The following is a 19,893-nucleotide window of genomic DNA, read 5'->3' as shown; positions in this document are numbered from 1 at the left end:
ACGCATAACATAGGTGGTTTTTCTGATGAGCTCACTTTAAAAAATGCTTGTGCAGGAAATGATCGTTCAGCTATGCCATTCGTTTGATCGCAGGCATCAATATTAGCCCAGGGCTTCAGCCCTGGGAATAAAAAGGAGGCTGTATCAACATGGATACAGCCTCCGGGTTTATTGAGTGAATGAAGTTTAATGTGTTAGCAGCAGTTGTTTTACTTCCTGCGTAAATTGTATTCCGGCCCGGAAGTCATCGGGGTTTGCATACTGCGGTCATGCATCTGGATAGTATTGTCATCAACAATCGTAAAAGTGGTGCCTCTGTCTGCCAGGTTTCTGTAAGCGAGGGCAATTTCCTTTGACTGGCTGTTATAGCTCCATTTGCCGATATTCTCCATTTCATGTTCCGGTTTGCCTTCTTTGGAAAGGTAGGCCTCTTTCAGGCTGAAAGTGGAGTCGGCATTAAAGGTGATGGAAACCTCGCGTTTGGTGGCGCCACCGGGGATGGTCCCATTGAATACGCCGGCATTAAATGCGGCTGTTTCCATAGCTGGTGCAGGTGTGTTGGCCATAGCGTTGGGTTCTTCTTTTTGGGTGTTCTTGCCTCCGTTACAGGCAAGTATCATAGCGGCTGCAACAATACAGAAAGTGGCAATAAAGCTTACTTTTTTCATACAGCTGTGTTTTAAGGAGATGAGTAATTGTAATGTTAACAGCCGTACAAAGCGGTTTGTTGTCCGGATCAAACGATTTTATACTAGTGAACAGATGATTTGGAAAATACATTCACAATAATGACTCCTGCAATAATAAACAGCAAACCAATGATAGCCGGAGTGTCCAGCTTTTGTTTGAAGACTACCAGGCCGATGATGGATACCAGTACAATACCCAGGCCCGACCAGATAGCATAAGCTATACCTAAGGGGATCTGTTTTAAAGTAACACTTAAACAATAAAAAGCAACGCTATACCCCAGTACCACCAGCACAGAAGGCCATAGGCGGGTGAAGCCCTCCGATGCTTTCAGTGCTGAAGTGGCAATCACTTCCGCCACAATGGCGATGAATAACAATAAATATTTCATCAGCATTTCATTTGCAGCTAAAATACTGGTAACACTGCTGAAATAAAATTTTTTATCTGATGAAAAAAGGGGTGCAGGAATATTAATTTGAAAGCGTGTATACTTCCATGTTATTATATGCATTACCTTGTTTATCCACTCCTCCGGTGACATAGAGGTTGTTGCCATCTACTGCCAGTGAGAACCCCGAACGAAGTGTGTTTAAACGGATAGCAGACCAGGTATTGGTTTGTGTATCGAAAATATCAATGACATCGGAGATGACACTTCCTGCTTTGCCCCCGGCAAATATCAGCAGTCTTCCTACAGTGGCACTGGCAATATTACTGCGGGCCAGGCTAAGATGGGCAAATGTCCATTGTTGGGTACCCGGATCGTAAATATCCACCAGATCAGTGATATCGTTTCCCAGCGTACCACCGGCGAAGTATATCTTGTTACCGCCAGCGGCGCCGGCCATACCTGATCGCGGTTGCGATAGTTTTAAGGTACTCCAGGTATAGTTGTTGAGATCATAAACATCCACTGCATCAGACAGACCACTTGCGGTGTTGCCACCGGCAAAGTACATTTTACCGCCGGAAACAGCGGAGCCAATAATCGCTCTGGCTACACTCAGTTTGGCGGTGCCCCAGGTTTGAGTGCCGGCATCAAAAATATCAACAGCATTGGTAGGGCTGCTTGTGGTGTATCCACCCGCCACAACGACTTTGCCATTGAATGCAGCAATGCCCGGAAGGTAATGCTGAGCACTTAATATTGTTTTGTAATTACTGGTGGTGCCATCAAACCATTCGGCAATGTTGGACATTGACATCGCTCCAATAACACCGCCGGCAAACACGGCAGTGTTATTGGCTGAAACAGCCTTCAGATCTCTTCGGGCAATGATTTTCCGGGATGACCAGGTATTGCTGGTAAAGTCAAGTACGTCTACGGTATTGTCATCGGTTTGAGCAGGGGTGGAACCACCACCGATATATAGTTTGCCACCGGCTACTGTGCTGGCATGCTGCCACCTGGCGGTAGGTATAGCTAAAGTGTTTTTGTACTGAAGCGTAACCGTTGTAGCGGGAGGCGGGGGAGGCGGAGGGGTAGGATCGTTTTTACTTTTACTGCAGGCACAAAAAACAAGACCTGTAACACAAAAGGCAAGGTATGATAAACGTTTCATGGTAATGATGCTTGATAGAACGGAAGTATTATCCACCCTACAAAGTTTGCACATTACAGCTCTCAGAAATAGTAAAAAAACGCAGATGATTGGAAAAAGGGTGTGGGTAAAATAAGAAGGGCTGACCGGGTTGAAAATGCCTGAAGGCAGTATCAACTGATGGTCAGCCCGGTTGTATCCGGTGTCAGGGTGTATTCCCGGAGATCAGTTTATTTTACCATAACTGGTACTGACTGTTCAATCAGCTTTTTCAGCACGATATCAGCCGTCTGCAGTGCGCCTTCTACCCAGCCCTGGGCGTCGGAGTAGGCTTCTCCGCAGATATACATCGGACAGTCAGTGAGCGGATGGGCGATTTTGTCTCTCACCTCCCAGCTTTTAACGCCGATATTCCAGCTGTTCCAGCCGCCACCAAATGGATCTTCACCCCAGTCGCGGTAAGCGGCACTTTTTACCAGCGGGGTACGTTCTATGTCGTGCACCTGGGCGAGCTGACGGGATAGTTCTTCCACCATCCTTCTGGGGGCGGCATACGTGGTCCAGTCCTGGTTCAGACCAAACATGGCCAGTCCCTTGCGGACGCCCAGTTTGTCGTCTTTGCCGACATAAGGATCTGTCAGGGTTTTGGCTCTGCCGATACGCCATGCAAGCGAACGTTGTGCACGGAGACCATCCCAGAAACCGGTATTGTCGCCATCATCGTAACTGGCAAGCAGCATGGCTTTTCCCTGTGTTACAGGCTCTCCGTTGTCTGCGGGCCAGTAATAGGTTTGCCTTACGGGGATGTCAGTTACAGTGCGGCCTGCCACTATCGGAGGATATGGTGGGGCACTCACGATCTCTGTCCACCAGGGGGTGTCGTAGGTGCTGAAGAGTTTGAACAAGGCCCTGCCGGTAACGCTGGCGATCAATGGCTTTATCTCTTGCAGTTTGGGGCAGTTGGGCGCCAGCAGGTCGAGCGAACGCCGGGGCATGGCCAGGATCAGCTCTTTGGCGATAACGGTCTCCTGACCGAAGTACAGCTCGAAGTAGCCGTCTTTCCACTCAAAGCCTTCCAGCTTTTTGTTGAGGGTAATGGTGCCACCCATCTCTTCAAACAGCCGTGCCAGTGTGATCGGCACCTGTTGAAAACCATTGGTAAAGCCTTTGTACACAGGAGAAACACCAAAGTCAGACAGGTACCAGGGGATGGCGTCGGCAGCATTCCAGTTGACCAGTGTAGAGTCGTAGCCGCCGGCATCCAGGTTAAACTGATAACCTTCGCTGCTCATCACCATATACAACAGGTTCCAGAAGCCCCATTGGTAAAGAGGTACGCCATCATATTTGGCGGTCTTTACCATCTCGCGCCGTTCTGCATCAGTGGCTTCCACAATGCCAGGAACAGCTTTTTCGATGGCGTCTACGATAATGGCGCCAGGGGTCTTGCCGTATTCACCTTCAGGCAACACGTAAGGTACCTTTGAAGGGTCTTTGGTGAAGTCTTCCAGGCGCAGATATATGCCGCGGAGATAGGCGATATTTTGTGGTTCGTCTACCGGGAAGGGATACAGCGTGATCTGTTCTGCTGCCGGCAGTTTGCTGTTCAGCACATTGATCAGGGCTTTAATACGGGGTTGTACATCTTCGAGTATGCGCATACCACCCAGTTCTGCGATCATGTTGTCGATGCCCGGAGGCCTTACAGACAGCAGCCGGCCACCGATGTGGTCAGAGCCTTCAAAAACGGCGATCTTTTTTTTGTCGCCATATTTCTCTTTCAGTTTCCAGGCGCTGTATACGCCGGAAACGCCGCCGCCAATGATAGCGATATCCAGTTTTTCGTTTGTCATAGGACTATTTTTATTTGTTATAAGAAGGATTTAAAAAATAGCAGGCATATTGGCGGGCACATGACCGTTGCCATTTGTCCTGCTTGCAGCCTCTTTGGCTAACTGGGCGGTAAGGCCATCGCTGTGGAAAACGTCGAGAGCGGGCTGCATAAAATAGTGTTTGTTGATCTCTGCTTCCCGGACAATTTTGGAGGTATCCGTAGGGGTTACCGGCGTATCCTGAGCGATGCGCATATCCAGTATGTAAGAGGTCTTGTTGTTTAACACATGGTCGACCGCTTTTTCGATAGCTGCTTTCACATTACCGGGTGTCTCCACTTTTTCACCGCTTTGACCACCGAAAGCCTGTGCCAGGCTTACGTAGTTGATGATAGGTGCATCCAGCCGCAGATAGGAAGGGTCCATGGTTTTGGGATGCCAGTGATAACCGATCGCTTCTCCATAGGCAGACACCACCTGTTGCAGTCCTACTTGCAGGGTGTGGTATTCATGGTTGTTGGTGATGATGTAGAGGATAGGCAGTTGTTCGTGTGCGGCGGTCCACCATGTTTGCGGATAAAACAGCGCAGAGCCGTCGCCTACGGCATTGATGACCAGTTGTGGTGTGATGCCCTGAACGGTGGTTTGTTCCAGCTTGATACCGATGGAGGCCGGCATAGACCATCCCAACGAACCGCCAGCTACGCAGTAATAGCTGATAGGTTTGGCGCCGGTGGTGCCCAGAGGCAGATAATACTGGAAAGGAGCGCCGTCAGAAACAGCTTCATGCACATACACGTATTTGTCTACCAGGCCGCGTTTTTCGATCGCCTCTTTAAGGGCGCTGGCGATCACTACGCTCCATATTTTTTCTTCTTTCATGGCACTTTGCAGGTAAGCTTCCCATTTGCCGGCACGTTCGGCATCCATATCTTTCATTGCCTGGTTTCTTTGGGCCGCGCCCTGCGGAGGTTTGGCTTTCACGTATTTGTTCAGGATAGGCAGGGTAGTTTTGACATCGCCGAAGATGGCGGCTTCGCCGTAATAGTTTTTAGCGATGTCCCAGGTGTTGTTGGTGAGATATATCTGTTTGAGGTTTTCGGGGAAGAGGGGACCATCGGAATATTTGAAGACGGCCAGCTGTGCCTGTGCACCGAAGCCTACGAGAAAGGCCAGGTCGTGTTTTTTGAAGATGTCCTGTATGGCGCCCTGGCTACCGGGTAGTTCTCCCTGCCAGTGGTAGTCATTGTTAGGGAAATTGGCCACACTACTGAATGTCTGTAATACAACAGGTGCGCCGGTCAGCTCGGCGAGCTCTTGTAGTTCAGGCCATGCGTCTGCATAACCTACGGCATCACCGGCTACAATAACCGGGCTTTGGCTGGCAGCAAACAGCTCTGCAGCCTGACGGATGGTGGCATCGTCGCCGGTAAAATGAGGGGAGATACGGGTGACACCTTTTACCTTGTCGGTATCCTTGATGGCCACCATCGTGAAGTCCCAGGGGATGGAAATAAATACCGGACCGTTAGGCGGTGCCATCGCTTCTTTAAAAGCCCTTTGTAATACCATTGGTATTTCGGCAGGGGTACGTACTTCATGCGCCCATTTGGTATACTCACGGGCCAGTTCTACCAGATTGGAGGCAAGCAAAGGTTCTTGCGTCACCAGTTCGTTTTGTTGCTGGCAACAAAGTATTACCAATGGCATTTCAGAGCGATGGGCATTGAACAGGTTGCCAATGCTGTGAGCAATACCGGGGGTGACGTGAACTACCAGTACGCCGGGTTTACCGGTCATACGGGCAGATCCCATTGCCGCACCGATGGCAATGTTCTCGTGCAGGCATTCGATGTATTTTACACCGTTGGCCTCGTAGCTGGTACCGTCGATGATAGGGATTTCATTGGTACCGGGCACACCAAAGATGTAATGGATGCCCAGATCCTTCAGAATGTCGAACACGTAGTCCCGTGTCCAACGAGTCACGTTGGAGGAAGTTTTAGCCATAAGTAAAATGATGGTTTGGAGTTACAGAATTGACTTTTATTTCAAGCATGGAAACCTTGCTGATGTGCAGATCCCGGGATAAGCTTATCCCTGTTTAAATAACTGGAAATGGCGCCTCCTTCACCGGAAATATCATGGATCCAGGGTTTAAAAGTTCAAAATAGAGATAGTAACCGTTGCCCGTGCTTATGGTTTTATTTTGAGAGAACTCAGCAGGCGGAACACCCGCTGCTAACAAATGTTAATGCTTGTGATAGTAATGGGAAAATAGTTAGTTATCCTGATGAAATCAGTTTTACTAAGATAATTATATTTTTTCAACAGCCAATTTTTTCTTGGAGGGATTTTAATAGCAGCATCAGTCCTGTTGTGTAGGTGGGATATTTGATGCTGCCGCAAATAAAATACACAACCGTCAGCTGTTAATGGCTGTAGCTGCCGATGGTGTTTTTTGCATTCATAAAAATAACGGCAGGCATTGGTCAGCATAAGCTCATTTTTGCTGTGTCCGCAAATGCGGACAGGTGATATTACCTATTAATTGCATGCATGTAAAACCGTGTATGTGTAGATGTTTAAAGATAAAAACATATATGATTGATGAGTTTTTATTAAATTAGTGTCACCTATACTAGTATGTCAACAATGAAAACCGCTACAGTAGCTCTGATTGCTCACTTATTTTCACTCGCTGCATTCGCACAAAAAGATACAGCCAACGGTTTAAAAGGACTTGCAGCTGAAAGGAAATCTATTGCCACCGGTAAAATTAATGTTAGGTTATGTTATCAGATAAACGTAAACGGATATACGCTTTTTTAGTATTGTCAGCCGTGATGCTGACAGCCTGTGTTACTAATCATTCTGCCTCCAGCCGTGAGCGGAACGGTAGCGGGTTTTCTATCCCCACGGGTGTTAAAAAAGGCAGGAGGTTGATTCATCCTTCTATTCTTTTTAATGAAGCCATGCGTGAATACAGGGTCTCCAGGAAATCATTTCCTGCCACACTGCAACAGTTCGAGTATTCGGGCGATAAGGCCAGAAAAGCGGTGAAAGATATGCGGGAGTCTGGCTTTCTATCCCTGGAGATAGGTTATTCGCTGCTCGACTCTATGGAGATATTTTTTATACATAAACCGGTATATACCCAGCGTGTAGGCAAAACAGATCTGAGCGTCGACGCCAGAGGGGTGTTTATCTATACCGCGAAAGATTCTTCTGTAATGAGTATCACTAAACTGGAAAGAGGTTTGTTTGTTCGTTGAGAATACGTGTGTGCCACACCGTATTGATATTTTTAGTTAAATTGAAGGTGTAATCAACAGACAGACCATACTATGAAAATAGCCACCTATAATGTTAACGGGATCAATGCCCGCCTGCCGGTACTACTGCGCTGGTTGAAGGAAAGTGCGCCGGATGTGGCCTGCCTGCAGGAGCTGAAAGCCCCGCAGGAAAAATTCCCTGAAAACGAAATAAGGGAAGCAGGATATGATGTGATCTGGCATGGCCAGAAAAGCTGGAATGGTGTTGCTATTCTGTCGCGCGTAGGCACGCCACAGGAGGTTAGAAGAACATTGCCGGGAGATGAAGAAGATGTAAACAGTCGTTATATAGAAGCTAATGTCAACGGTGTATTAATCGGCTGTTTATACCTGCCTAATGGCAACCCTGCGCCGGGTCCTAAATTCGATTATAAGCTGGGCTGGTTTCAACGGCTTACGGACCACGCAAAACAGCTGCTGGAGCAGAAAGTGCCTGTGGTACTCACCGGTGATTACAATGTAATGCCAACCGATCTGGATGTATATAAGCCTGAGCGCTGGGTGGATGATGCGCTTTTCAGGCCGGAAGTAAGGGCCGCCTTCCACGCGCTGGTAGCACAGGGCTGGACAGACGCCGTCCGCAAGCTGCATCCGGGAGAAACGATCTACACTTTCTGGGACTATTTCCGTAATGCTTACGGACGGGATGCCGGCCTGCGGATTGATCATTTTCTGTTGAGTCCTGAACTGGACAAACGACTGACCGCCGCCGGCGTAGACCGCCATGTAAGGGGATGGGACAAATCCAGCGACCATGCTCCGGTATGGGTGGAGCTGAAAGACAAATAATAAAAGCTGCCTATCATCAGGCGACGCTGGTGCTGCAGGTGCTGTTGATAACGCTCAGAAGCTCCTGCTGCAGACTGCGGCCTTTATCTTCATTATACCACTGCTGCAGTTCAATTTTCATTTGTTCAAAATTTGCATTAGCAGCTTTGAGCTGGTCATACAGGGCCTGACAGCCTGCTGGTCTGGGCCCCCAAACGGCCAAGTCATTGTTTTCATTATCACGGATGACCAGTTTGGGAATGGACTTGCCGCCATTGGTCAGATATTGTTCTATCAGGAAAGGAGGAGTGTCACGCAGCTGAATGTCCAGCTGGATAAGTGGATTCAGCTCCGCGATCTTATAGAGGAAGGGCACGATGTGTGATGCATCGCCGCACCAGGGCTCGGTGATAACGATCCACTGCTGTGGTTCTGTAATATTTTTTACAGCGGAGATGATCTCCTCGTTGAGCACACCGGTTTTTAACCAGCGTTGTTGTCTCGACCAGTTGAGTTTTGTATAATTGAGATAGTCGGGATTGTTATAGGGAGCTGCTGGGTTGGCATCTTGCAGGATACTTTCAAAGACCTGCTGATAAGTTGTAAAATTCATCTGCACACAATTTTATTGTTGAAGGCCTGAAATGATTTTTCTGAAGGCGGCGGCAGCGTTATGTACCTGTACCAGCCATTCTTCGGCTGCAGTACCGTCGGCGCCGTCTGTGATATATTTCAGACACAGAAAAGGTATATTTTCCTTCATAGCCACCAGGGCGAGGGAATAGGCTTCCATATCGATTACGTTGTAATCGGAAGTGATATGGCCTGTTTCGAAGTTGTCGCCGGTGCCACAGATACCTTCCTGAAAGCCATGCAGCTGCAGGCCGTAGTTCAGTACTGGCTCGTGGCCGGAGAATGGTGTTTCATATTTACGGTAGCCCAAACCGGTAACGTCCATATCGCGCTGTATAAACCGGGTACAGCATACCACTTCACCGCGGTTAAAGGTGTTGCTGCCGGCAGAACCCAGGTTAACAATCAGTCCGGGTCTTTCTTCCTGGATCTTTTTAGTCAGGCTGAAAGTGGCATTTACTTTCCCGATACCAGCGATCAGCGTGTTATCGTTGTTAAATTCTTCCGCTGCTTCAGATTCCAGTGCAAAAACAAAAAGCGGTTGCTGTTTCATCAGGCCGGTGATCATTGTTAAATCTGCGAGAGGTCCATTGCTCATACGTATATTACAGTTGTGTTTGGTGGTATTAAGATGCCGCAAAATTACGTTAAAATGATGGATTGGCGCGGGTTTTTTGGTTACCTGTAAGATACTGCCTTTGTCAGCCGGTATAGTTATTTTCTATACGTACTATGCTTAAAATCGATAGGGTTATGAAATAATATAGATAGATATTGATATAAAAAACAAGATGTCTGATACTGTCCATAAAACCGTGGAAATACATGCTGCTGCCTCAAAAGTCTGGGCTTTCCTGACACAGCCGGACAAGATTAATTTATGGATGATGGATACGCCAACGGATATTCAGTCTGCCTGGGAAGTGGGCAGTCCGCTGGTGTTTAAAGGCGACCTGCATGGCATACCCTACGAAAATAAAGGTGTTATTCTGCAGTATGAGCCGGAAGTACTGCTGGCATATACGCACTGGAGCTCGCTGTCGCAGCGGCCGGATGAACCCGCGCATTATGGTGTGGTTACTTTCCGGCTGACAACCCATGGTGTAATCACGACGCTTGAGTTTACACAAACCAATGCCGGCGCTTATGCTACGGAGCGGCATATCAACTTTTACTGGACAACGGCATTGGGTCTGATCAAAAAACTAAATGAAAAAGCCGACTAAAGGCGGGATTTATGTCTTTCTCCCCATGCTTCCAGTTGTTTGAAAATGGGTATCAGTTCCATGCCACTTTCAGTAAGTTCATATTCCACGCGTGGTGGTACTTCAGGGTAAACGGTACGTATCACCAGCTGGTCTTCTTCCATCTTCCGCAGTTGCAGGGCAAGCATCCGTTCAGTAACCTGAGGGATACGTTTTTTCAATTCTCCGAAGCGAAGTTTTCCATTGGACAGATGGCAACAGATGGCTAATGTCCACTGTCCACTGAGCAGGTTGATGGCATATATTTCGGGACATATATCTCCCAGGCTGTTTTTGTTGGCGAAGTGGGTAGAGCTTTCCTTTATTTTACGCATACTTACACAACTGTTAGTATCATACAATTGCGTGCTAAGATACAAAATAGCGAATGATGGCTTTACATTTGTCCTGTCTTCAAAAAAAACAAAAATGTATAAACGTATCGTATGGGCCATGGCCCTTCTGACAGGAATATTCAGCATGCAGGAACATGCTTTTGCCAACAATAACGGAAAAGACTATATGATAACATCTGCAACAGATTCTACAGCCACTATCAGTTTGTATGGTTTTCTGCGGCCTAAAAAGGAATATGCAGCAGTGCTTCGTCAGGAATTGCTGGCGCTGGTGGCACCCAGCCGTGCCGAAACCGGCAACATCGTGTATAATATCCATGAAGAAAAGGACGGTGCCTTTTTTATATATGAGATATGGCGTTCACAGGAAGATCTGGACAAACATATGCAGCTGCCGTTGTTAAAACAGTTTATGAGTAAGGTCGGCACTTATCTGGCGGCTGATGTGCAGGCCTATCACGGACAATTAATCACGCCTGTTAAGAAATAGATGTCGTTGTCGGTTTTATTCTATTTTCCGGGAGTGCAGGGAACTAATTTTGGTAAAAAGATTATTATTTATGAAACACCTGATTATACTTTTTACCCTGATGATTTTCGCTGCTGTTGTTAATGCTACTCCCCGCCCGGTGCCGGAAGAAGATAAAGAAAAAGCCCTGCTGGTGCTGCAAACCAAATGTAATGTCTGCCATATTCGCAATAACCCTTTCCGTATTTTCAATAGCAGGAACATGGAAAGAAATGCCAGTGCTATTTATACACAGGTGTTTGTTAAAGGACGTATGCCTAAAGGGGATGATATAAAGCTGACTGAAGTGGAAAAAGAAACATTGAAGAAGTGGGTTGCAGGAAATATATAGAATGAACATAGTTGTTAAAAATTTTAAAAAACCTGACTTAGTCAGGTTTTTTATTTGTTATTTATTATATATGAAATGAATTGATTTTTAGATAATTAATTTATTTTAACAAGATCTGTATAGATAAATAGACAAAATTTGTTAAGTTTTACCTCTTTTCATCAAACGTATTTGACTTTTTATTGAAAAAATTTTCTCTGGTGTGTTATTTTGTTAGTGAATATTTATAGTTTTGCATTAAACATTGAAATTTATCCAAAACAATCTTTCATAAAGAGAATAAAAATGATCACAGTCACTACGAAAACAAACGATGTATTACATCTGGAAAAGGGCATAGCCCTGATAAAGGAGTTTTTCCCGGTACAATTGGGCCGGCTGCTTTCACTGACGAAAGTATCGGCTCCGCTGTTCGTTAAGTCCGGTACTGGATTCAACGATGATCTCAACGGTATTGAAAAACCGGTGAAGTTCAATCTGAAAGACATCCCATACCCGGTAGAAATTGTGCAGTCTCTTGCCAAATGGAAGAGGATGCGTTTGCACCAACTGGGTATGGAAGCAGGGCAGGGTATTGTTACCGATATGCGCGCTATCCGTCCGGATGAAGTAGTATCACCTATTCACAGTTTTTATGTAGACCAGTGGGACTGGGAGAAACATATTCAGGCTTCTGACAGACGCATCAGCTATCTGAAAGACACGGTAGAACGGATTTATCAGGCTATCCTGGACACTAACGCCCTGTTACAGGAACAACACGAGAGCGTGCTGGAACTGCCTGCATCTGTTTATTTCATTGATAGTGAGGCCTTATTGAAACGTTATCCTGGCCTGACTTCCAAAGAAAGAGAAAACAGGATCGCGAAAGAATACGGTGCTGTATTTATCATGGGCATCGGCGGCCCGTTGTCTGATAAGGCTGTTCATGATGACCGTGCCCCGGACTATGATGATTGGTCTACTGCCAATGAAGAAGGTTTCTTTGGACTTAACGGAGACCTGATTCTGTGGAACCCGGCGATGGACAGTGCACTGGAACTGTCTTCCATGGGTATCCGGGTTGATGCTGAGTCTCTGAAAGCACAGCTGGCCCTGAAAGATTGTGAGCATAGAAGTGAGCTGGAGTTTCACACGAATGTGTTAAACAGCGTGTATCCGTTAAGTATAGGTGGTGGTATCGGGCAATCCCGTCTTTGTATGTTCCTCTTACAAAGGAAACATATTTCGGAAGTACAGTCAGGTATCTGGCCTGAATCAAAATAATATATCATACCATAATCAGAAAAGTAGCCCGGGACTTCAGTCCTGGGCTATTTTTTTGATTGAATATTGAACAACAAAAATGAAAATTGTTTGAAAACCCGCGAATTTACTATTGTTCCATAGCCTCATTTACAATTATCTTTAGCTTTGCAAAAAATATGTCCAACTAAAATCTAAAAGCTAAAAAAATTTAGTAACCTGTACAATCCCGTCGGAGATGGAAATCTGCTGTTGTAGCCGAATTGCCATAGTCGCCTTTTTCAAGTCTGTAATGTAAATATGAAATCTATATCTAAACGCGTGTATCAACCAAATTTCCAGATCAATTAAAACGAAAAACATGAGAAAACTTCTCTGGTTATCAGCGATTTTTTCGCTGGTAACGTTGCTGTCTTCCGGGCTGGCCTATGGCCAGGAGCCTAAAACAGCTACCGGTACTGTGCTGGCCGAAGACGGCACCCCTATGCCGGGAGTAACAGTCAGAATCAAAGGCAGTAACCGTAACGCACAAACGGATGTAACAGGTAAGTTCCGTATTCAGGTCAAACCAGGAGAGAGCCTCGATTTCTCTTTCATTGGTTATGAAAACCAGAGCGTAAAAGTGGGAGAGCGTATTGTCTTCAACATTAGCATGCATTCTTCTTCCAGTGCATTGGAACAGGTGGTAGTAACGGCTATGGGCATCAAAAAAGAAAAAAAGGCCCTGGGCTATGCCGTACAGGACATCAAATCGGTAGAACTGCTCAAAAACAAAGATGCGAACCTGGTCAATTCCCTCAATGGTAAGATCGCCGGTTTGAACATCACCAATTCCGGTGGCGCGCCCGGATCTTCAGCTGCTATCATCATCCGTGGTGGTACTTCTCTGGAACGTGATAACCAGCCGCTTTTTGTAATTGACGGAATGCCGATGGACAACTCTACCGGACAAGGTGATAACAGTGCTTTTGATGGATCTGTCAACTTAGCAACTACCAATGGTAACCGCGCCATGGATATCAACCCGGAAGATATTGAATCTATCTCTGTGCTGAAAGGTCCTGCTGCTGCGGCTTTATACGGTCTGCGTGCTGCTGCCGGTGCTATTATCATCACTACCAAAAAAGGTACAGCAGGGTTGGTTACAGGCTCTGTCACCAGCCGTTATATGAACAACTGGGTGAACAGGCTGCCTAAACAACAGGGTGTTTATAAACAAGGTACTTATTATAAAGGCGCGCTGAACAAACAAACCAGCCTATCCTGGGGTGATAAATTTCAGCCGGGCGAAGAAGTCTTTGATAATATGGGCAACTTCTTCCAGCATGCCAGCGCATTTGATAACAGCTTCACTGTTTCCGGTGGTACCCAAAACGGTAACTTCTTTCTCTCTGGTTCCAACCTCAACCAGGGCGGCGTAGTACCTACTACCAACTACAATCGTTCTACACTCAGGTTTAATGGCGAACAGAAAATCGGCATCTTCACCTTTGGTCTGAATGCTTCCTATGCGACAAGCACCACCCAGAAAACCCTTACCGGTACTGGTTTGTGGAGCTCTGGTGGTACTGGCTACATGGAAAGTATCATGGCCTGGCCCCGTAATGACGATATGCGTGTATGGCTCAATCCCGATGGTACCAAACACCGGCTGCTTCCGGATATTGACCTGGATGCCGATATTGACAACCCTTACTGGGTGATCAACCGTATGCCGCAATCAGATAAAACCAACCGTTTAATTGGTTCCGCTTACGCGAATGTAAAACTCACCAGCTGGCTGGACGCTACCTACCGACTGGGTGTTGATAACTATACCACTCAGTTCGAGAACCTCGTTACTCCGGGTTCCAGTGTTAAAGTGGCCTGGCAGAAAGGTATGCTGTCGCAGACAGACCGGAATTACAACTACGTAAATTCCAATCTGATGCTCAATTTCCACAAGACTTTTCATAAGGATTGGGATGCAAACCTGATCCTGGGTACTACTTCGGAAGATACCTATATCAAATCCAATTCGGCCAGAGCAGAAAGTTTTTTGCTGCCTGATTTCTACGCCCTGAATAATGCAGACAGGAAAAATCAATACATCTCCCAGGCTGTTTCCCGTAAACGGCTGGCAGGCTTTTATGGAGATCTGCGTCTGTCCTACAGAAACATCTTTTACCTGAGTGTTACCGGTCGTAATGATATCTCATCTACGCTGCCGGTACAAAACAGGTCTTTCTTCTATTCTTCCTACAGCGGCAGCTTTGTATTTACAGAACTGTTGCCTAAAAGTGATATCCTGAGCTTTGGAAAGATACGTGCTTCCAGAGCACAGGTAGGTAAAGATGCTTCTCCATATCTCACCCAAACTTATCTGGAGGCGCCACAACTCACGATTGGCGGTGGTTTCCGTAATGGTGTGTCCCGTGGTAATCCCAACCTGAAACCGGAAAAAACTACTTCCAGTGAGTTCGGTGCAGAACTGCAGTTCCTGAGAGGCAGACTGGGACTGGATGTTGCGTACTATAAAAACGTAAGTACCAATCAGATCGTTACCCCGCGTGTAAGTAACGCTACCGGCTATATCCTGAACTCCGTTAATGCCGGAGAGATTGAAAACAAGGGTATTGAGATCAGCATTAATGCCAATCCGGTGAAGAAAAAATACTTCAACTGGAATGTTACCTTGAATATGTCCAGCAATAAGGGTACGGTAAGACAGTTGCCCGGCTCTCTTTCCGTGCTGTACGTGACTGATGCGCAGGTCGCCAATGCCAAGGCTGCTTCCTTTGATGGAGGTAATTTCCTGGGTATCAGCGGACAGAAATGGCTGACAGATGAAAATGGCAACGTGCTGCTGGACTGGAATACCGGCTTACCAACAGTGAGCGTGTCTACTACTACGTATATTGGTAACCGTGAGCCAAAACTGCTGGGTGGTTTGAACAACAACTTTACCTACAAGCAGTTTAACTTCTCCTTCCTGTGGGATTTCCGTGTTGGTGGAGATGTTTATAACGGTACCGACTATTTGCTGACGATGTATGGTCTGAGTGCGAGAACACTCAACAGAGGAGAAGATATTACGCTGACAGGAGTAGCTAAAAATCCTGCTACCGCTAAATATGAGCCGGTAACCAAAACGGTTAAGGCTACCGAACAATTCTATACCGATTATTACCTGAAAAACGCACCATTCTTTATTGAAAAGGTTAACTGGCTGCGCCTGCGTTCTGTCTCTCTTTCCTATGCGCTTCCAAAATCAGCGCTGCACCGGACTCCCTGGTTGAAAGAAGCTACGATCACAGCATCCGGCAGTAATCTGCTGCTCTTCACCAACTATTCCGGTATGGACCCTGAAACCAGTGCTGCGGGTGCTGGTTCTGCTGGGGCTGGTTCTTCAGGCATTGACTATGCCGGTGTGCCTGCCACCTCCGGATTTGCAATTGGTCTTAACCTTAAATTCTAAATGCTACGGAAATGAAAAAAGTTATTTGTCTCATAAGTTTATCACTTGCACTCAGCTCCTGCAAAAAATGGGTGGACATCAATGACAATCCCAGTTATGGTAACTCAACGGTACCTTCTGCAGACCAGCGCCTCCCGTCTATATTAGCCCAGTTTTCTGATACCTACGAAAGTACCGGTACACGCACAGCTTACCTCGGTCAGCAGCTGGCTACGGTGGTTGCTAGTGGAGGCAACAACTACAACCTTACTGCCTGGGTAACGAATGCTTCCAATATAGGCTGGCCCTGGCAGGCATGGTATGTGAATACCGCTGTGAACATAGCGCCGATGATCGCTGCTGCGGAAAAAGTACAGGCCTATCACTATATCGGTGTAGGAAAGATTATCAAAGCCTGGGGATTTGGAACGCTGGCAGATGTATATGGTATGCTGCCTTACGATGAATTTGATAATCCTGCCACCTTTGTACCGAAGTTTGACCAGGGTGATTATATCCAGGGAAAAGTGCTGGGGCTGTTGGATGAGGCGATCGCAGACCTGCAGAAAACGCAGGGACCTACTGCTCCGGCACTGTCCAAAGGAGATATTCTTAATAATGGAAATGTTGATAACTGGTTAAGGCTGGCTTATGGCCTGAAAGCCCGTTTTATGCTCCATGGTTCCCGGCTGGCCGGATTTAATGCCCAGGCCGTGCTGGATGCTGTTGCCAAAGGCCCGCAAACAGAAGCCCAGAGCTCTGTGATGCAGTATGTGGATGAAGGTCCGGATGTGCCGGCAGCCAACAAGGAAGCTTTACAATACACTAATACAAGTACTTCTGCCAGAATCACCAAACTGTATATCGATTACCTGACCAACAATTATACCGGTGCACCTACAGGAGCCAGTAACCTGGAAGACCCGCGTATAGATTTGCTGATACCCAGTCAGGCCGATGATGCCGGAGTACTGCGTCGTACACAGGGTGTAGATATGTCATCCGACTTTGTTAAAAAAGGCCCTTCCGCTTATAGCTATAATGCCACTACCAACAGCTTTAGCAGCGCGGATCACATTTATGTGATCCTGCGTAAAACGCCTTACGCTCCTGGGGTTAAAGACCGTATTCAGTCTACCGGTACCTGGTATACCCGTCGTGGAGCCAAAGGGCTGCTGCTGACAAATGCCGAAATGCGTTTTATTGAAGCTGAACTGTTCTTTAAACAAGGTAAGAGCATAGAAGCACTGGCAGCCTATAAAGCCGGTATCCGTGCGCACATGAGCCACATGAGCATACAGCCGGCCACTATCGATGCTTTCCTAAGCAGCACTTCAGTAGAACAGGATCCTGCAAAACTCACGCTGAGTAACATCATGATCCAGAAATACATTGCATTGTCCTATTCTCCGGAATTGTGGAATGATCTGCGCCGTATGAACTATTGTGCGGATGCTGGCGGTAACTACAACGAAGCTACTGGTGTATACAAAGGTTTTAAACGCCCAGCTCACGTGCCTGCGCAATATTATCCTGCACAAACAGACTGGCCCCGCCGTTTTGCAGTGGCCAACTATGAGATCAATTATAATGTTGAGCAGGTGTTGAAAGCTGACCCTGATGCCAATACGCCTGGTTATGTACTTAAACCAGTGTGGTGGAACAAGTAAGGAACTGATATACAGATAAACAAAACAGCCGTCTCCTATTATGAGACGGCTGTTTTTGTTTTATCATGGTATCCGTTGCAAAACAAAATCGTTGTAATTATCTTTCATCGGCAATTCATACGCTGTGTGTAAGACTCTTCTTTTTACCGTGACAGACTGTTCCTGCACAGGATTAAAGCCCGTTTTTTCCACTTCGTGCCAGTATACACCGATGCCTCTTTTTTGCCATGAGGGCAGATCATTGAAGTTGATGTTGTAGCTGAACAACAGTTCATTTTTATCGGCAGTACTTAGCCGTTCAATTTTCTCAGTGGCTGCTGTGGCAGAAAGTCCTTCTTTCCTCAAACGCCAGTAACAGTGTGCACTCAGGGAATTTCGGTGGGCATCTTCATTGCGCCAGCGAAAGTAATCGCTCACCAGCTGTTTGTTGGGCAACTCAGACAAACGACAATCAAAAGTGGCTACACTGCCCAGTAGTACCGAGAATTTGGCACTGGCTTCTCCGGCTAGAATGGAAGTGTATTTGCGGTGTTTGCGGGCAAAGGCTGTTTCATCCGGATGAAACAGCAGGGAAATTTCATCACTCTGCGTATATCCGTAAACGATATTAAAGCCTGTGTTCATCAGGTGTTTCACGGTTTCTACCATATAATCCCGGAATCGTTCATCAAAGGGGGCTTCAAAGGGATGTATTTCTTTTGTCAGCCGGGTAAAACCACGGCCGTCGATACGGGCTACTATATACATTCCTGGTAAAACCACCATATCGTTGGCAGATTCATAGATCCGCATCTTCTTGTCCAGTTCATCAAATTTCATTGGTCCAGGGTTTTATCACAAAGTTGTTGTCTTCAATGGTTACATAGTACAGTTCATCAAAACCTTCATCAGGAGAAGGCAGCTCCAGTTTTTTGAAAGCACCTCTGATACCGATTTCCGGAATACAGGCTTTCCCGCTTCGCTGGCTGTTTCTCAACAGTGCCTCTTCTATGCGCGACTGGAAATAATAACCGATGGTCCTGAATTTATGTTGTTTCGCCAGTTGTATGTACTTCTGGCGGTCTGCTTTTCCGGGATTGGTATTATCTACTACGAATGGCAGCTGGCTTTTGCAGCAGGCTTCGAGGAAGAGGTCTTCCCGGTGCCGGGTTTTAAAAAGGTCAAGCGAGATACGGAGGTGAGAGTGAAAAAAATGTTGCTGATAAAATGTTGATTTCCCTGTTGCCTGTATCCCGCAGAAAATAATCGTCTCCATAACAGGGAAAATAGAGAAAAGAAGGAAAAGAAAAAAGAGCATTCCTGGCCTTAATGGGCCAGGAATGAATCTACTTGTTCAATCAACCATTTGGGCTGATCATACATGATAAAATGTTTGGAGAGATCGTTCATGGCGATAACTGTCTGTGGCGCCTGCTGGTATTGCTTTTGGTAAGTTCCCAGGACCGCTTCGCGGGTAACGCCATAGTCTTTAAAGCCGGCCCAGTCGGCCAATACCAGGATGGGGCACTTGATTTTGTGGATCTCCTGGCGCAGGTCGGAGGTACACAGTTCATACATCACCTGGCCCTGGGTAGGGGAATCGGAGCTGGCGGCCATGGAGATCACTTTTTGAATATTGATACTGTCTGTGATCATGGAGGCGAGCATCGTGACTTGTTGTTTACGGATCTGTTCAGGTGTGAGGGTAGACATCTGGTTTTTCATACCCAATGCCATTGGCCGGGCACTATCGGCTGTGGCGTTGGGGCCCATCCAAAAGACCGGCAGAAAAGGAACTGCACTTACAGTGATCAGTTTGCCTGGTAAGTTGGGGTAAAGAACACCAAACTGCAGCGCCAGCCATCCTCCCAAACTATGACCAATGATAACTGGTTTGTCCAGTTTGTTGTCCCGTATAAAACCGGCCAGTTCATGTGCCACTGTTTGAAGAATGCTATCAGCCTTTATAGGAGGCTGGCCTGCGAAGCCTGGCAATGTCAGTTCATAACAAGTATAGTTGTTGCGGTAATGTGCTATTACCTCGTCCCAGACAGCACCGGAAGAATATAATCCATGTATGAAAATAACCGGTTTACCCCGTCCTTCTTTTTTGACAGCAAAAGAATAAGGCTGGCCGGCAAAAATGTCCTGTTGTGAAATGGCCATAAAAAGGCAGACCATTATCATGATACGTATGGGAACGAATTTGAAAAACGCAGTCATAAAAAATAATTTAGTGTGATAGAATGCTGGAACAAAGAGACATATTAACGGGGGAGATGGAAAATTATTTTGACGAGA

19 protein-coding genes are annotated in these 19,893 nt (G+C 46.6%); 8 read left to right on the top strand and 11 right to left on the bottom strand.

What is annotated here, in order from left to right; translation table 11 throughout:
* Positions 1-209 precede the first annotated feature (209 nt).
* The 5 genes from DF182_RS03865 to DF182_RS03845 all read right to left on the bottom strand — a co-directional run bounded on the left by DF182_RS03865 (position 210) and on the right by DF182_RS03845 (position 6,076).
* Complete coding sequence (locus tag DF182_RS03865) at positions 210-668, bottom strand: copper resistance protein NlpE N-terminal domain-containing protein (protein WP_113614353.1); 459 nt, start codon at positions 666-668, stop codon at positions 210-212.
* Positions 669-751: 83 nt separating this feature from the next.
* On the bottom strand, positions 752-1,084 hold the full coding sequence (locus tag DF182_RS03860) for a DMT family transporter (RefSeq protein ID WP_211327125.1): 333 nt from the start codon (positions 1,082-1,084) through the stop codon (positions 752-754).
* Positions 1,085-1,163: 79 nt separating this feature from the next.
* On the bottom strand, positions 1,164-2,255 hold the full coding sequence (locus DF182_RS03855; RefSeq protein ID WP_161964038.1) for a Kelch repeat-containing protein: 1,092 nt from the start codon (positions 2,253-2,255) through the stop codon (positions 1,164-1,166).
* Positions 2,256-2,464: 209 nt separating this feature from the next.
* Positions 2,465-4,087 carry a flavin monoamine oxidase family protein gene (locus DF182_RS03850; RefSeq protein WP_113614351.1) on the bottom strand — a complete coding sequence of 541 codons (1,623 nt, stop codon included), beginning with the start codon at positions 4,085-4,087 and terminating at the stop codon, positions 2,465-2,467.
* 30 nt (positions 4,088-4,117) lie between these two features.
* Complete coding sequence (locus DF182_RS03845; RefSeq protein WP_113614350.1) at positions 4,118-6,076, bottom strand: thiamine pyrophosphate-binding protein; 1,959 nt, start codon at positions 6,074-6,076, stop codon at positions 4,118-4,120.
* Between the two features lie 782 nt (positions 6,077-6,858).
* Between DF182_RS03845 and DF182_RS03835 the strand changes: the two genes are divergently transcribed.
* Both DF182_RS03835 and xth read left to right on the top strand, forming a co-directional pair.
* Positions 6,859-7,341, top strand: a complete 483-nt coding sequence (locus tag DF182_RS03835) for a hypothetical protein (RefSeq protein ID WP_147243339.1) — start codon at positions 6,859-6,861, stop codon at positions 7,339-7,341.
* Between the two features lie 72 nt (positions 7,342-7,413).
* Positions 7,414-8,190, top strand: a complete 777-nt coding sequence (xth, locus tag DF182_RS03830; protein WP_113614348.1) for an exodeoxyribonuclease III — start codon at positions 7,414-7,416, stop codon at positions 8,188-8,190.
* 16 nt (positions 8,191-8,206) lie between these two features.
* Here xth and DF182_RS03825 read toward each other — a convergent pair whose 3' ends face one another.
* Positions 8,207-8,782 (bottom strand): thioredoxin family protein, encoded by a 576-nt coding sequence (locus DF182_RS03825; protein ID WP_113614347.1) that lies wholly within the window; start codon positions 8,780-8,782, stop codon positions 8,207-8,209.
* Positions 8,783-8,794: 12 nt separating this feature from the next.
* Entirely contained in the window at positions 8,795-9,400 is a 606-nt protein-coding gene (locus tag DF182_RS03820) for a 5'-methylthioadenosine/S-adenosylhomocysteine nucleosidase family protein (RefSeq protein WP_211327048.1), read from the bottom strand.
* 193 nt (positions 9,401-9,593) lie between these two features.
* On the opposite strand from DF182_RS03820, the gene DF182_RS03815 reads away from it, so the two are divergent.
* Positions 9,594-10,028, top strand: a complete 435-nt coding sequence (locus tag DF182_RS03815; protein ID WP_113614346.1) for an SRPBCC family protein — start codon at positions 9,594-9,596, stop codon at positions 10,026-10,028.
* On the opposite strand, the gene DF182_RS03810 is transcribed toward DF182_RS03815, so the two are convergent.
* On the bottom strand, positions 10,025-10,381 hold the full coding sequence (locus tag DF182_RS03810) for a winged helix-turn-helix transcriptional regulator (protein WP_113614345.1): 357 nt from the start codon (positions 10,379-10,381) through the stop codon (positions 10,025-10,027). The two genes, DF182_RS03815 and DF182_RS03810, sit on opposite strands and share 4 nt — an antisense overlap.
* Before the next feature lie 94 nt (positions 10,382-10,475).
* On the opposite strand from DF182_RS03810, the gene DF182_RS03805 reads away from it, so the two are divergent.
* The 5 genes from DF182_RS03805 to DF182_RS03785 all read left to right on the top strand — a co-directional run bounded on the left by DF182_RS03805 (position 10,476) and on the right by DF182_RS03785 (position 17,613).
* Positions 10,476-10,892: a putative quinol monooxygenase gene (locus DF182_RS03805; RefSeq protein ID WP_211327047.1), complete on the top strand. Its 417-nt coding sequence runs from the start codon at positions 10,476-10,478 to the stop codon at positions 10,890-10,892.
* A 70-nt stretch (positions 10,893-10,962) separates the two neighbouring features.
* A complete protein-coding gene (locus tag DF182_RS03800) occupies positions 10,963-11,262 on the top strand; it encodes a hypothetical protein (protein WP_113614344.1) in 300 nt (99 codons plus the stop codon).
* Positions 11,263-11,547: 285 nt separating this feature from the next.
* Positions 11,548-12,528 carry an aspartate--ammonia ligase gene (asnA, locus tag DF182_RS03795; protein WP_113614343.1) on the top strand — a complete coding sequence of 327 codons (981 nt, stop codon included), beginning with the start codon at positions 11,548-11,550 and terminating at the stop codon, positions 12,526-12,528.
* Positions 12,529-12,868: 340 nt separating this feature from the next.
* Positions 12,869-15,964: a SusC/RagA family TonB-linked outer membrane protein gene (locus DF182_RS03790; RefSeq protein WP_113614342.1), complete on the top strand. Its 3,096-nt coding sequence runs from the start codon at positions 12,869-12,871 to the stop codon at positions 15,962-15,964.
* Positions 15,965-15,975: 11 nt separating this feature from the next.
* A complete protein-coding gene (locus DF182_RS03785) occupies positions 15,976-17,613 on the top strand; it encodes a SusD/RagB family nutrient-binding outer membrane lipoprotein (RefSeq protein ID WP_113614341.1) in 1,638 nt (545 codons plus the stop codon).
* 63 nt (positions 17,614-17,676) lie between these two features.
* Here the strand turns inward: DF182_RS03785 and DF182_RS03780 are convergent, their stop codons facing one another.
* The 3 genes from DF182_RS03780 to DF182_RS03770 are packed head-to-tail and all read right to left on the bottom strand — an operon-like array spanning position 17,677 to position 19,815.
* Complete coding sequence (locus DF182_RS03780; RefSeq protein WP_113614340.1) at positions 17,677-18,432, bottom strand: tRNA(His) guanylyltransferase Thg1 family protein; 756 nt, start codon at positions 18,430-18,432, stop codon at positions 17,677-17,679.
* Positions 18,422-18,868: an ATP-binding protein gene (locus DF182_RS03775; RefSeq protein ID WP_113616764.1), complete on the bottom strand. Its 447-nt coding sequence runs from the start codon at positions 18,866-18,868 to the stop codon at positions 18,422-18,424. Before DF182_RS03775 ends, DF182_RS03780 begins: the two co-directional genes overlap by 11 nt.
* A gap of 50 nt (positions 18,869-18,918) precedes the next feature.
* On the bottom strand, positions 18,919-19,815 hold the full coding sequence (locus tag DF182_RS03770; RefSeq protein WP_113614339.1) for an alpha/beta fold hydrolase: 897 nt from the start codon (positions 19,813-19,815) through the stop codon (positions 18,919-18,921).
* Between the last annotated feature and the right edge of the window lie 78 nt (positions 19,816-19,893).

It is taken from the genome of Chitinophaga flava, assembly GCF_003308995.1.
GTDB classification, from domain to species: Bacteria; Bacteroidota; Bacteroidia; order Chitinophagales; family Chitinophagaceae; genus Chitinophaga; species Chitinophaga flava.
Note: the sequence above shows the minus strand (reverse complement) of the source record. Positions and strands in the feature narration are given on the sequence as shown.

Excerpts from the sequence above, each read along its gene's own strand:
- xth (WP_113614348.1), top strand. The coding sequence starts at position 7,414 with ATGAAAATAGCCACCTATAATGTTAACGGGATCAATGCCCGCCTGCCG.
- DF182_RS03790 (WP_113614342.1), top strand. The coding sequence starts at position 12,869 with ATGAGAAAACTTCTCTGGTTATCAGCGATTTTTTCGCTGGTAACGTTG.
- DF182_RS03805 (WP_211327047.1), top strand. The coding sequence starts at position 10,476 with ATGTATAAACGTATCGTATGGGCCATGGCCCTTCTGACAGGAATATTC.
- asnA (WP_113614343.1), top strand. The coding sequence starts at position 11,548 with ATGATCACAGTCACTACGAAAACAAACGATGTATTACATCTGGAAAAG.
- DF182_RS03780 (WP_113614340.1), bottom strand. The coding sequence starts at position 18,432 with ATGAAATTTGATGAACTGGACAAGAAGATGCGGATCTATGAATCTGCC.
- DF182_RS03835 (WP_147243339.1), top strand. The coding sequence starts at position 6,859 with ATGTTATCAGATAAACGTAAACGGATATACGCTTTTTTAGTATTGTCA.
- DF182_RS03785 (WP_113614341.1), top strand. The coding sequence starts at position 15,976 with ATGAAAAAAGTTATTTGTCTCATAAGTTTATCACTTGCACTCAGCTCC.
- DF182_RS03770 (WP_113614339.1), bottom strand. The coding sequence starts at position 19,815 with ATGACTGCGTTTTTCAAATTCGTTCCCATACGTATCATGATAATGGTC.
- DF182_RS03775 (WP_113616764.1), bottom strand. The coding sequence starts at position 18,868 with ATGGAGACGATTATTTTCTGCGGGATACAGGCAACAGGGAAATCAACA.
- DF182_RS03825 (WP_113614347.1), bottom strand. The coding sequence starts at position 8,782 with ATGAATTTTACAACTTATCAGCAGGTCTTTGAAAGTATCCTGCAAGAT.
- DF182_RS03855 (WP_161964038.1), bottom strand. The coding sequence starts at position 2,255 with ATGAAACGTTTATCATACCTTGCCTTTTGTGTTACAGGTCTTGTTTTT.
- DF182_RS03820 (WP_211327048.1), bottom strand. The coding sequence starts at position 9,400 with ATGAGCAATGGACCTCTCGCAGATTTAACAATGATCACCGGCCTGATG.
- DF182_RS03810 (WP_113614345.1), bottom strand. The coding sequence starts at position 10,381 with ATGCGTAAAATAAAGGAAAGCTCTACCCACTTCGCCAACAAAAACAGC.
- DF182_RS03865 (WP_113614353.1), bottom strand. The coding sequence starts at position 668 with ATGAAAAAAGTAAGCTTTATTGCCACTTTCTGTATTGTTGCAGCCGCT.
- DF182_RS03800 (WP_113614344.1), top strand. The coding sequence starts at position 10,963 with ATGAAACACCTGATTATACTTTTTACCCTGATGATTTTCGCTGCTGTT.
- DF182_RS03815 (WP_113614346.1), top strand. The coding sequence starts at position 9,594 with ATGTCTGATACTGTCCATAAAACCGTGGAAATACATGCTGCTGCCTCA.
- DF182_RS03850 (WP_113614351.1), bottom strand. The coding sequence starts at position 4,087 with ATGACAAACGAAAAACTGGATATCGCTATCATTGGCGGCGGCGTTTCC.
- DF182_RS03845 (WP_113614350.1), bottom strand. The coding sequence starts at position 6,076 with ATGGCTAAAACTTCCTCCAACGTGACTCGTTGGACACGGGACTACGTG.